The 12,299-nt window shown below is 59.2% G+C and carries 9 protein-coding genes and 1 pseudogene; 6 read left to right on the top strand and 4 right to left on the bottom strand.

Annotated elements, in window-relative coordinates; all coding sequences use genetic code 11:
• The first annotated feature begins 162 nt into the window (after positions 1-162).
• The 4 genes from MESAU_RS14080 to MESAU_RS30190 all read left to right on the top strand — a co-directional run bounded on the left by MESAU_RS14080 (position 163) and on the right by MESAU_RS30190 (position 4,606).
• A complete protein-coding gene (locus tag MESAU_RS14080) occupies positions 163-519 on the top strand; it encodes a hypothetical protein (RefSeq protein WP_157163649.1) in 357 nt (118 codons plus the stop codon).
• Positions 520-630: 111 nt separating this feature from the next.
• The gene (locus MESAU_RS14075; protein WP_015316694.1) at positions 631-1,494 is read left to right on the top strand and encodes a YihY/virulence factor BrkB family protein; all 864 of its coding nucleotides are present in this window, start codon (positions 631-633) and stop codon (positions 1,492-1,494) included.
• 1,371 nt (positions 1,495-2,865) lie between these two features.
• Positions 2,866-3,330: a DUF6074 family protein gene (locus MESAU_RS31910; protein WP_015316692.1), complete on the top strand. Its 465-nt coding sequence runs from the start codon at positions 2,866-2,868 to the stop codon at positions 3,328-3,330.
• Positions 3,331-4,276: 946 nt separating this feature from the next.
• Entirely contained in the window at positions 4,277-4,606 is a 330-nt protein-coding gene (locus MESAU_RS30190) for a hypothetical protein (RefSeq protein ID WP_015316690.1), read from the top strand.
• A gap of 875 nt (positions 4,607-5,481) precedes the next feature.
• Here MESAU_RS30190 and glnQ read toward each other — a convergent pair.
• The 3 genes and pseudogenes from glnQ to MESAU_RS14060 form a co-directional block, all read right to left on the bottom strand.
• Positions 5,482-5,672 (bottom strand): annotated as a pseudogene (gene glnQ, locus MESAU_RS30185) (glutamine ABC transporter ATP-binding protein GlnQ); the annotation flags it as partial.
• A gap of 107 nt (positions 5,673-5,779) precedes the next feature.
• Positions 5,780-6,967, bottom strand: a complete 1,188-nt coding sequence (locus tag MESAU_RS14065) for an NADH-quinone oxidoreductase subunit D (RefSeq protein ID WP_015316689.1) — start codon at positions 6,965-6,967, stop codon at positions 5,780-5,782.
• A gap of 26 nt (positions 6,968-6,993) precedes the next feature.
• On the bottom strand, positions 6,994-7,890 hold the full coding sequence (locus tag MESAU_RS14060; RefSeq protein WP_245263007.1) for an SIR2 family NAD-dependent protein deacylase: 897 nt from the start codon (positions 7,888-7,890) through the stop codon (positions 6,994-6,996).
• Positions 7,891-8,288: 398 nt separating this feature from the next.
• Here MESAU_RS14060 and MESAU_RS14055 point away from each other — a divergent pair, with 398 nt between their 5' ends.
• Positions 8,289-8,516 carry a hypothetical protein gene (locus MESAU_RS14055; RefSeq protein WP_015316687.1) on the top strand — a complete coding sequence of 76 codons (228 nt, stop codon included), beginning with the start codon at positions 8,289-8,291 and terminating at the stop codon, positions 8,514-8,516.
• A 622-nt stretch (positions 8,517-9,138) separates the two neighbouring features.
• Positions 9,139-9,426, top strand: coding sequence for a substrate-binding domain-containing protein (locus MESAU_RS31905; RefSeq protein WP_280739572.1), 288 nt, complete (start codon positions 9,139-9,141; stop codon positions 9,424-9,426).
• A 78-nt stretch (positions 9,427-9,504) separates the two neighbouring features.
• On the opposite strand, the gene MESAU_RS14045 is transcribed toward MESAU_RS31905, so the two are convergent.
• Positions 9,505-12,114 carry a bifunctional diguanylate cyclase/phosphodiesterase gene (locus tag MESAU_RS14045; protein ID WP_174361993.1) on the bottom strand — a complete coding sequence of 870 codons (2,610 nt, stop codon included), beginning with the start codon at positions 12,112-12,114 and terminating at the stop codon, positions 9,505-9,507.
• Positions 12,115-12,299: the final 185 nt, after the last annotated feature.

Here is a 12,299-nt window from a genome sequence, read left to right as displayed (position 1 = left end):
TCGCGGAAGCGGCCTTCCGAAGAGATCGGCAGAATCGCGGTGGCGAGCGCCAAGTCGTGTGCGGCCCGATTTTTCGGATGCGCTAACATTGGTGATTCCGCTGGAGCAGCTTTCCGTCTTTGTTCGCAAACGGAAAATAGGCCGCCGTAGCGGAGCCTCAATATGATGGACCACATAGGCCGGGTCGGAGGAAGTTTCGAGGCCGCGATGATCTTGATCATGGCTCTAGCAGCGATCGGTATCGTCTTGCTCGTCACCACCGAAATTCTGTCAGTTCTCAGACCTCACGGCTCGGGGAGTGTTCGCGTTTCCAAACTGGTGGCTCGCATCCTGATCTTGTCGGAGTCCAAACCGGTAAAATGTCGGAGCCCGGCCGCTACGCCTTGCCGTATCACTCCGGCGGACCGCCTCGGCGTGACGCCCTGCATGGGGTTGTCCAGCGCCATTGAACCCGCACTAACTCGACAGGAACAATCAACCGATCTTCTTGTTGGACAGCGATGGCGGTTGACCATCTGACCTTCGCGCCGCCACGGAACAAAATCCACAGGTGATCGGGCCTGAGAGGGTCACCGCGCGGGGCGCAACTTCTGACCACTTAGGTTTCGTAATCGGTAGCGGGAAAAAGAGATGCTGGACAAGGCTTGGCGAATTACGAAATCGAGCGTGGCCGGCTTCATCGGCGACAGCGCTTTCAGCCATGGCGCCGCAATGGCGTTCTTCGCGGTGACCTCTCTGGGACCCATTCTGTTGCTGGTGGTGGCTATAGCAGGCTTGGTATTTGGACAGGGCGCAGCGCGCAACGCCGTCGCGGGACAACTGACAGGCCTGATGGGCAGTCAAGGCGCGGATGTCATACAAAGCGCACTGCAAAGTGCATCCAACCCATCGTCTGGTGCCATCGCTACCATTGTGGGCCTGGTGACGTTATTGCTGACAGCATCGGGCGTGTTCGGTGAGATGCAGACGGCCTTGAATGAGATCTGGAAAGCAAAACCCCGGGGAGGCTCGATCCCTCGATTCATTCGTGCCCGGACGGCCAGCTTGGGACTGGTGATCGCCCTCGGTTTCCTGCTGATCGTTTCTCTTGCTGTGAGCGCCGCCATTACCGCGCTAGGGGACACGATCAATCGGCTTTTGCCGTTCGGATCCATCTTGATCGAAGGGCTGAATATCTTGATTTCCTACCTGCTGATAGCAGTGCTCTTCGCCACCATCTACAAGGTTCTTCCGGACCGCCATCTGGAATGGCGCGACGTGTGGTTCGGAGCGTTTGTGACAGCCGCGCTGTTCACGGTCGGCAAGAGCCTGATCGGCTTGTACCTGGGTAGCAGCGCCATAGGATCTTCATTCGGAGCCGCCAGCGCGTTAATCATTGTGCTGCTCTGGATCTACTACTCGTCGCTGATTTTTCTTCTGGGTGCCGAATTCACTCACACCTACTCTTTTGAACACGGAAGCCAGCGACCCTTGGGTGAGGCTTCACCGGGTTGAGCGACGGCCGCAAAGCGCGCCCGATACGTGGCCAAGAACGCGATTGGCAAAAGTGCGGGATTGTCGCTCCTGGAGCGAGCACGGAGCCCAGGGCTATGAACATTGACGTGACCACGCGCGACCTGGAACTTCACCCGTCGTTTCGACCCCCCGCGAGCGCCGGGCCGTCGTCGACTTCCTCTCGCACAACCCACCGAACTCGTTGCCCTGCGCCTCAGCACTCAGCCTCCAGCAAAGAACTGGAACCTAAACGCACAGGGTTGGTTTGATGGCCAGAAAGGAGACCTCCATGATACGCTTACTCGTTCAATTCGGTGCCCTCTGTCTGGCGTATAAATTCGGCAAACAAATAGGCCGTGAGCAGGGCCGTCTTTCACCAACAGGCGAACCGCGGCGAGGCTCCGTTTCGGACGCGGGTACCGCACAAGCTGGTGAGCCCAACGAACAAAGTTAGCGCTTGCAGACTGCGGCCACCTGCGAACCCGCCACAGGCCACTGCCGGCCATGGAAAGTCGGCCTCAAGCTGGGCGATACCTTACCGCGGCATGGCGCTCGAGCAAATCCACCTCATCGTGCTGCACTTTGCAGCTTGTGGGCGTCAGCGTGACAAGGGCCGACGGTGCCTTCTCAACCTGATGATCGCAGAGTGTCCGACAGTGATTATACCCCCGCAATCAATCCGCACTGTCAACTTGTCGGCTTTGTGATCGACGCGGATGATGTCGCCGACGAGAATGACCTCATCTCCAGCGCGGGTTTTGGGTGGCGGGTCAACCGAATAGGGTTGCTCATAGGACGGAATGCTTACTAGGGCCCGTCCGCTAGGCAGTATCGAGGTGACGGTGCCTGTCAACGCGACCTCGTCACCGATCTCAAATTCCCGGGGCACGCTATGATGTAGCACAAGCCTCCTCCGGCGTTTCCAGATATCAATGCTGGCAAACTGACTTGGTTGCGTGAAATCGTAAGTCTCTCCCTCCTCGCCTCGGTAAGGCCAAGCACCCGCTCCCGTAGCGCTACAAACCGCGCGGGTAGGACCTTCAACCCGCTAAACAAGAGATCGACCGCCCCGATCCAGGACTCACAAACGCGCGCCGTAGTCGCCCAGGGGCCCGTGGACGTGTGCGAAGCCTTCGCCGCGCACGGGCTCGCCTACCGACGGCTGGACCGATTGGGTCAGCGGCCGCTGCATGCATCCGGTGCCAGCCCGGCGGGTTCCTTGAGCACGAGGAGGCGGCGAATTGGCATGGGGCTGATGAAAGCGGTGGATAGTTGTCGAGCTGAAGTATTCTGGCAGAGGCTGTTGTTTTAGCCTGTTCCCGCCACCTGAAATACGCCCCGCGGGTGTAACAGACTCGAAGGGTTCAGCCCATGTCAGTGTCAGCCTTTCCCGTCAGCCGAGAGCTTTCCTCCGTGAAAGTCGTCGCGGACGCAATAGCTCGGCTTCCGAACGATGAAGCGGCCCTTCTTTGGGACGAAACGGCTAAGCATCTGTTGTCAGTCGCTATTGAACGCGGCCATGACACAGACCAGGCGCGCACCGAGGTCGTTCGGTTCTTTGATGCCGTTCAACGCATCGCATGCTATGAAAAGCCTACAACTATGAAGAGTTTCGTTTCGCACACGATTGGCCTTTACCGGTGCCCAGGCGTCCCAGCATTTGTCTGCGTGAGAGAGGGAACCGGGTGCAGTTACCTATCGCAGGACGTTTACAGAGCGTCTAGATACCAGCCCGACTTCGAGGTGCTGCCTTGGGAATCGGAATACCGGGCCGCCAGAAACGCGACAATCTTAGCAGACGGCGATACGAGCGGTAAGTGCCGGACAAAACCATGATGGAACCAAGCCCAATCCGGCGGGTTCACCAACGCTATGACGCTGTACTTCTTCGACACGATTGAGAATGGACAGATCACCCGCGACGATCTGGGCGTCGACATGAGCCCGTGCGACATGCGCGAGGAAGCGATAGCGGCTTCTGCCTGCAATAGTGGCAGACCATCCGCTACCGGCAGACCTCAACGATTTTGCGGTATGGTCCGCGACAACACCGGGGGCTGCGTCTATGAGGCGAGCTTAACGCTCATCACAAGGTCGCTGCTTGCGCCGGCGTAGGCCGTTGGCCGAACCGCAGTGTCTCTACTGGTCGTCCAAGCCTTGCATCGAGCAGCATTTCTTCGCGGTTCAGGACCTTCACAGGACCGACAAGGGCTGCACTGCCGAGCTTTCCATGCAAGGCTCCTGCAAGCGCTTTGTTTGTCAGCCTGGAAAAGCGACGAAGACGCCACCGGCGCAGCAGTCCATGGCCACGAGCACCATGGCACGCTTGCCGGACTCGCCCTGCACGCGGATGATGTCCATCTTGATCATCCGGCGGTTCATCGTTGGCCCACTGCGATACGCGCTGGTGGGACGCCTGGCGACCATGCCTTCGAGCCTGTCTGGTCGGCGTGGTGAAAGCTCAAGTCCACCTCGGCGCGGCGAAAGACAGCGCTCCGAACGTATCGGAACCGATCCACTCACGACTCGGCATGTCTGGTTCAGCCTTCACCTGCAGGCGCTCAGCCTCCGGCAACGGATGGACGCACGCCGATGGTGATGATCGACCGACAGGCTGCGCGCCCGGTCGCCCACCGTCCGACAAACGCCGCCTGGGGAACTATTTGCGTCCTCGGTGCGGCAAGCCAGCCGATGGGCTCGAGCGAACCCAGCGAACATTAGCGATCGGGAACTCAGGCCTCCTGCGGTCGTTTAGCAGTTAATCAGCCTTTAGGAGGTTGCCATGAAAAAGCTGCTACTTGCCTCATTGATCGCTGTTGCCTCCGCGGCCGCCACGGTCGCCCCGGCGGATGCATGGGGATTGCCTGGCCTCGGCGTTGGCCCGTTCGGTGGCTTCGGCCCATTTTCGGGCGGCGCGTTCTACGGGGCTCCGTTCTACGACTATGGCGGCCGTTATTACGGCCCGCGGTACTACAGTGACTATCCTGGTTATATGGTACGGTATCCGCACCGCTACTCCAGGCATCACTACCGCCGTTGCCGGGTCAAGCTGTTGAGGCACTGGCACCATCACCACCGGGTGTTGGAACGCGTGCGGATCTGCCCTTACTGACGACCCGCCTTGGTTCACTGATTTCATGCTCGGTCAGCATGGCCCTCGTTTCTTAGGCCGCGCCAATCACCGCGCAAGCTCATATCTTTCGACGTGCAGAAGTCCGTCGACAGGCGGCAATTCGGTTAAACAGTGTCCGACGCGCGGCCCTGAAACAACCCACGCAGGTAACAGACGAGACGAGCTCGCTCCGTTCAAACGTGCACTTGGGTCCAGTTGCTATTCCTGTGCGAATCGCCTCTTTTTCTCCAAGGACCAATCGCAACGCAGTTTGCTGAATCAATGGTCTCTGTCCTTGACGGCGACCGACGTTGCCCCGCTCCCCAGCCCGGCATCGGTCGCCCGCTCTTCGGGCAGTTCAATCGCCGAGGGTGACATCCCCGTATTAATGGGTCAAGCGTCCGGGTCATGTGGACGAGCGACATCCCCATCGTGTCGGCAAGTTCCTGCTGGATAGCGGCAAGTCGAAACTGTTGCCGGGCGCAGCGGGCGCTCTCAGGCGGGAGCTCCGCATAGTAACTTGAGCATTGTCACTCAAATTCGCGCCATTTTCCGGACCGGCGCATGGAATTGCGGGTGGCAGGACTCGACGACAAAGTTCAACGTCATCAGATCGAGCAGAAACTGATCGATCGTGTCGGTTGCAGCGTCTGACCTCTCCTTAGCCGTGTTAACAGCTCTCGCGCGTGCTCCACCGCTGCCGCGTTGGGCACGTCTATCAGAGCCTCGAGGCCATCGATTTCCAATTCACCCTCACATGCGACAGCAATGAATGCTGTGCCGCCCTGCGAATGTCCAGGGAAAGCATAAAAATGAGAGTGTGTCTCGGACACACTAACTCGCCGGCTGCGGCTTAGCAAAATTCGCGTCAGTTGCTTCAAAATCTGGCTGAGAAACGGCTTGGTCCGGGCATGCTCGGGCTCCCGAAGAAGCTGTCGGGCTTGCCTTCCTCGACGATCTGGCCGGCATCCATGAAGGTCATGCGGTCGGCCACCGCGCGAGCAAATCCCATTTCATGCGTGACGCACACCATCATCATGCCGTCGCGGGCTAAGCCCGCCATGGTCGGCGCAATTCAAGAGCAATAAAGACATCCGGCGGCCAGCTTGAGGATACCGCCGGCATCATTGCTGAAAACCTATCGCCATCGGCTGGGCTGGCGGATCCGCAGGGCTATCGATCCACGTCGCCCAAGACAATGTCCAGTGAACCTAGAATGGCCGTGACATCGGCCAACATATGGCCACGGCAGAGCAGGTCCATTGCCTGCAGATGAGCGAAGCTCGGAGGACGCAGCTTGCATCGGTAAGGCTTGTTCGTGCCGTCGGCCACGAGGTAGACGCCAAACTCCCCCTTCGGCGCTTCCACCGCCGCGTAAACCTCGCCGGCCGGCACACGAAAGCCCTCCGTATAGAGCTTGAAATGATGGATCAAAGCCTCCATCGAACGCTTCATGGCCGCACGTCTGGGCGGGACGACCTTGCCGTCGTTATTGGAAACCGGCCCAGGTCCTTCGCTTGCGAGCAGGTCTATACATTGCCGCATGATCTTGGCCGACTGGCGCATCTCCTCCATGCGCACCAGGTAGCGGTCGAAACAATCGCCGTTCCTGCCGACGGGTATATCGAAGTCCATCTCGGCATAGCACTCGTATGGCTGGGACTTCCGCAAGTCCCAGGCGGCACCTGATCCCCGCACCATCACGCCTGAAAAACCCCACGCCCAGGCGTCACTTTGCGAGATCTGACCGATGTCAACGTTGCGAAGTTTGAAGATGCGGTTGTCCGTCAGCAGCCTGTCCAGGTCATCCACGGTTTTGCGGAACGGGTCGATCCAATTGCCGACGTCTGTTATCAAGTCTGGCGGCAGATCCTGATGCACGCCGCCTGGACGAAAATAAGCGGCATGCATCCGAGAGCCGCTGGCCCGCTCGTAGAAGACCATCAGTTTCTCGCGTTCGACAAACCCCCACAAGGGCGGGGTCAGTGCTCCCACGTCCATGGCTTGGGTGGTGACATTGAGCAGATGAGAAAGTATCCGCGAAATCTCGCTGAACAGGACCCTGATCAGCTGGCCACGCCGCGGCACGGCTAGGCCCATCAGTTTCTCGATTGCAAGGCACCAGGCATGTTCCTGGCTCATCGGTGCCACGTAATCGAGACGATCGAAATATGGCAGCGCCTGGAGATAAGTCTTGGTTTCGATCAGTTTCTCGGTGCCGCGATGAAGCAGGCCGATATGAGGGTCGACACGATCGACGACCTCGCCGTCGAGCTCGAGAACCAAGCGTAGCACGCCGTGCGCCGCAGGATGCTGGGGACCGAAATTGATGTTGAAATTTCGGACGGAATTCTCTGCCATCTAGCGGGCTCCTTCGAGAGGCCCGCCTAACCTCCCTCCGAGCCGGACGTTCCATTTGTGCGCCCGGCCGGCATTGTTCCACCAGGCTCCGCCAGGTGAAACTTCGGCTCATGCTCAACCGCTTCCGCCAATTGACTGAGGAAATTCACCAGAGCAGCTTGCGGATCATCGAGTTCGCCGACGACCACTGAAATACCCCAACGCCCAAGCACCGCCTCCTCCACAGGATTTCGGCTGGTCATGAAAATGAAAGAAGGAGGGCGATCTTTTTCATACCCAGATCGATGCCAGGTTTGCCACAGGCGATGCAACAGCAACCGGATGTTCGGGTCGGAGAGGCTATAGCCTATGAACAGGATCGTGCTGCCAAGTGCATCGGAACGAAACCGCACATCGAGTGGGGAATTAAAGGAAAGCCGGTCAAGATAATCCGTTTCGGTCAGGACAAGAGAAGAATCCTCGTCGAAGTCGCCATGGAACTTGACGATGTGGGTAACCCCCTGGCGGGCTTGAGCTACATCCCGTGCATTGGCCACCTTGACGTATCGTCGACCGTATATTTCGAACGCCAGTTCCAAGTTGCGGTCGTAATTCGTGGTATAGATGATGGGGAAATTGAGCATCACGATGAGGCGATGCAACTCCGATTTTTCTATCCGATCCTTGGCGACCGACCAGTTTCTGTCCATCCAACTGCGCAGTGGTCCGATGCTGCCATGCCGTATCCGATAGTACTCGGCCAGAGTTTGAAATCGGTCGCGGCGCATCGAAAACTCGTCATCGATCCCAAGTTCTTTTGCCATCTGCTCGATCAGTTTTTCCCAAGACGGAAGCCCAACGCTGATCGAGACACCCGCCCCGACGAAGAGGATTGCACTACCGCGGCCGATAGCTTTTGCCAGTGATTCGAGACCATCGTTCATGAACAGGTGCCGGTGCTGGCTGAGGCGCTCCAAACAGTTGCGGCCGTCGCAGAGGGCATCGAGGTTCTCTTTCGCGTCACTGGCATTCGTTGGCGACCAAACCAAGAGAGCCACGCTGTGTTCCAGGACGCGGTCCGAAACTTGCCGTCAGCGCCGTCGCGTTTGGTGACGAGTTGAGACGAGCAGGGCAGCGGCTCCCAATGGTAGGGGCGACAACCACCTAGGAAGGCGACAACCGGAAGCAGCCAAGGCGAGAGCTTCCGATCAGACGATGGACCTTCTCCTTAGCCAAGCACCCTTGTGCTGAATTGTTCTCGAGCAAAACAAATCGGGGCCTTTAACAAATCTAAGTGCGGCCGGGGCTCGTTCTTGTACGTTCACGAGGAATGGAGGCTGCGATGAGCCAAAAGCGCCGTGATCTGGACTACCTTATTCAGCACTATATTGACTGCAGGCGAGGCAAACCTTGGCCGCTGTCAGTATCGGCGGCCGTGGTGGCGATACGAACAGTTTTCCGCGAAAGCCTCGCTTCTGATCGTGAATTGGCAACGCTTATTGCCAGAGCTGCGATCGATCGAGGACTGGTTATCGAGTTCGACCTCAATGAGCCTGCGCAGACGGCATAGGGCCGATCGACACAGGTAGCTCGACCAATCCTCACGGCAGGGAGTCGCCAGCCGGCTGGAATTGGGGCGCGGGTGCGGATAGCTCTGCAAGAAGACCTCGGACTGCTCGTCACACGTGACTGATCGCGCGAACTCGGTCAGTCGTGCATTGCACTATCACCGTGGCGCTCTGCAGATCAACGCCGGCGGATAAGTCAAAGGCAGTGGCACGACCTGATCAGCAACAAAACGCCGATTGCGTAAGGGGCGAACAAAAACACCATAGCCAACCAGTAGCCAGGTTGCGCCATCGCCGCCAAATCTGATCCAAGCTGTTCCATTTGCTGCCCAACGTAGGACGGTCCAGTTTGTTCCCAGGTTGGGGGACCTCAGAGCCCCCGGCGAGCATCCAGGCCTTACCCGTGATTGAGCTGCAGCCTCGGACATTAGTCCGGTCTGATTATGTTTTCGCAGGTCGTTGCGAGGTCACCCTCGGGCGGCTTCAGCCCAGCGAGTTTTCACGCAGGATGGATAGACAAGATCGTTGCCGTCCCTCAAGAATTGAGAGTCGATAGCATATTCGACGGTTCCTCAACCGAACCGGGCTGGGCGGAATCTGGCCAACAAGGGATGTTCGTTTCCCGTGGCAATCTCGCCTGACAGTGTCATTGCACTGGAAACCCTGCGGACTATTCGCCGACGCGGCATGAAGATTCCCGACGACGTTTCGCTGATCACCTTTCACGATGCGGATTGGACCGGGGTCACAACTCCGCCGATCACCGTCGTCGACCAGCCGGTCTATGCACTTGGCCATAGCGTCGCGGAACTGCTCATTCGTCGCCTGGAAGGCGATATCCAACCGCCGGAAAGGCTGGTCCTGCGGACCGCAATCATCACGCGAGGCTCGGTGGGTCCACCACATCCGTGAGTCCACCACAGCTAGAGGCCCTGACCGTACGCTCACTTGCCGTCCAGCGGAGCGACGCCCGGAGGTCGTTAGAAGCACCTATCCCGTGGCCGGCCATTTGCGAGATTGCGCAAAGCGTTCTAGAGCCTTGGCGTCCATCGGGCGGCCGAGCGCGTAGCCCTGCAGCAGGTCGCAGCCGAGATCTTTCAAGATGCGCGCATGCTCCATCGTCTCGACGCCTTCGGCCACCACCTCGATTCCGAGCGATTTCCCGATTTCGATGATGGATGACACCAAACGCCGTTGCGGCAGCGAGCTGGTGATGGGTGTGATCAGCTGGCGGTCGATCTTCAGTCGGCGCGGCTGAAGCTTGAGCAGACTGACGATCGAGGCGTAGCCGGTGCCAAAGTCGTCAATCTCAATGTCGATACCGAGGTCCTTGATGTGCTCGATGTTCCAGGCGACGAGGTCGTCATTCTCATCGAGGAAGATGGACTCGACAAGTTCGAACGAGACCGTGCCTTCGCCGATGTTGAGCTTGCGAAGGCCATCGATCAGGTCCTTGTCCTCAAGCCGGCGTGCCGAGACGTTGACCGAAACGTGTGGAATGTCGAGGTGCTGAAGCTGCCAGCGCTCAAAATCGGCCAACGCCCTTTTGAGGACCGTTCGGTCGATCAGCGCGACGACGTTCAGCTCCTCCGCTACCCTCAAAAAGACGTCAGGGCCCAGGATCCCGCGCGTCGGGTGCTGCCAGCGTGCCAGGGCCTCCACGCCGACAATTTCCAACGTGCCGGCGTCAAACTGCGGCTGGTAGAAAACGATGAATTCGTTGCGCTCGAGGCCACCCAGGATCTCGTCCGCGGTCCGCTTGGTCTCCACGATTTCACTTTGCAGCTCATCATTGAAGAACTCGTAGCGGTTTCGGCCCCGGCTCTTCGCCCGGTAAAGGGCAAGATCGGCGTTGACCAGGAGCTGCCGTGCGTCGAGCCCCTCGCCCGTATTCGTCGCAATGCCGATGCTAACGCCGAACCGGCACTGGTGGCCACGAAAATCGACGGGTTGCCGCATCTCCTCGATGATGCGGTCGGCCAGTGCGGCGAGCTCGGCGTCGTCGCGCCTGGCACAGATGACCACGAACTCGTCGCCGCCAATGCGCGCGACGAAGTCAGCTCGTCCCGCATTAGCCGTGATGACCTTCGAGGCATGCATCAACATGGCGTCACCGGCGGCGTGCCCGAGCGTGTCGTTGATCTGCTTGAAGCGGTCGAGATCCAAATGCAGGAGCGCGGTTCGTTCTCCCGGACGCGTGCTCGTCGCCAGCATGTCGTCGAGATAGCGGCGGTTCGGCAGACCGGTGAGCGAATCGTGGAGCGCCACATGTTCGATGCGCGCCTTGGCCACTTCAAGCTCGGCGTTCCTGAGCTCCGACAACTGCCTTTCTCGCACAAGGTTTTCGTTGAGCACGACGTCGCTTGTCACGTCCCATTCGGCGCCGATCATCCTGGGCGTGTCGTTGCGCTCCTGGAAATAGGTCGCGCGCGTGCGCACATGCCGGATCTCGCCATTCGGATGGACAATCCGGTATTGCGAGGAATAGGGTCCCTTCACCGCCGCCGCGGCATCGAAATCCTGCTGCGCCCGTTCGATGTCGTGCGGATGAATCACTGACGCCCAGTCATCATAGCCGCGCGGCTTCCGGTCAGCCGGCTTACCGTATATTTCGTTGACACGGTCGTCCCACACCAGCTCGTTGGTAGCGATGTTGTGCTCCCAGACACCGATCCCCGACGCATCCAGCGCGAGTTCAAGGCGACCGGACAATCGCCTGAGCTCGGCGAAGTTTTTCTGCCTTTCGCCGAACAGCCGCCCCGCAACGAGAATGGGTAGCACGACAAGCGCCCCCGCCAATGCCATGATGGCCCGCAAGGTCCAGGGATTCTTCGCCGATGCGGCCCAGCCACCTTTTGGGATCGCCGCGATCTGCCAGGAACCGGACGGCAGATGCACTGTCTCGGTCACTGGGTTGGCGCGCGTTATACTCTCGCCACCGAAGAAGCGATCACCCGTCCCGCCAAGGCCGTCCTTGCCGGTCAGGGCGATCTCGATGTCGAGATCACCGTCGGTAAGCCCGCTTGCCTTGTAGAGGCGCTCGACGTCAACGACGACCGAGACGATGCCCCAGAAGCGATCGCCGCCCCCCGCCGTCTTCACGAACACCGGAAAGCGGCCGATGAAGCCCTGCCCTCCTTGCGCCAGGTCGACTGGACCGGCCAGCACGGGCACCCGCAGGTCGCGCGCCCTGAGGGCGGCGGTGCGTTGGGCATCGCTCTTGCGGTAATCGAGGCCGATGGCCTTTTCGTTGCCAGCCATTGGATACATGAGCGAGATAACGAGGTCAGGCGCGCCGGCGACGTTGCGCAGCTGAGATTCCTGCTCTAACAGGTTGCTTGCCAGTGCCGCAAACCTCTGTTGCCCCATATAGGGCTCGCTCACGATCGCCGAAACGAGGCCGCGCGTAAGCTGGAGGTTACCGTTGATGTTGCCTTCCAGCTTGGCCCTTATGATGTTCACCTTGGCCAAGACGTCGGCGCGCGCCAATTGGTCTGAAACGATCCTGTTTTCGCGGTCGGCGAGAATGGCGCAGATCACAAGCACCACAAAAGCGATCGCCGCCGGCAGGTTCGCGAAAGAAAATACCGAGTGTCTCAACCGGCTGAGACTGGATGCAGTGCTGGCCAAGTGACCCAAATACCTTTCCCGGGACTAACCCTCGGCCGATCCTAGTAGAAAGTACTTAAATTTGGTTTTCCATCATGCCGGGCAATTTCAGCATTGGGTGGCGCTCGCAAAGGGTCACGATCCGGCAGTGGGATCTCAAACAGCGGCACTCTTGC

Origin of the sequence: Mesorhizobium australicum WSM2073 (assembly GCF_000230995.2) — a bacterium.
Taxonomy (GTDB): Bacteria; Pseudomonadota; Alphaproteobacteria; order Rhizobiales; family Rhizobiaceae; genus Mesorhizobium; species Mesorhizobium australicum.
The sequence above is the reverse complement of the archived record's forward strand: the minus strand, read 5'-3'. Positions and strand labels throughout refer to the sequence as shown.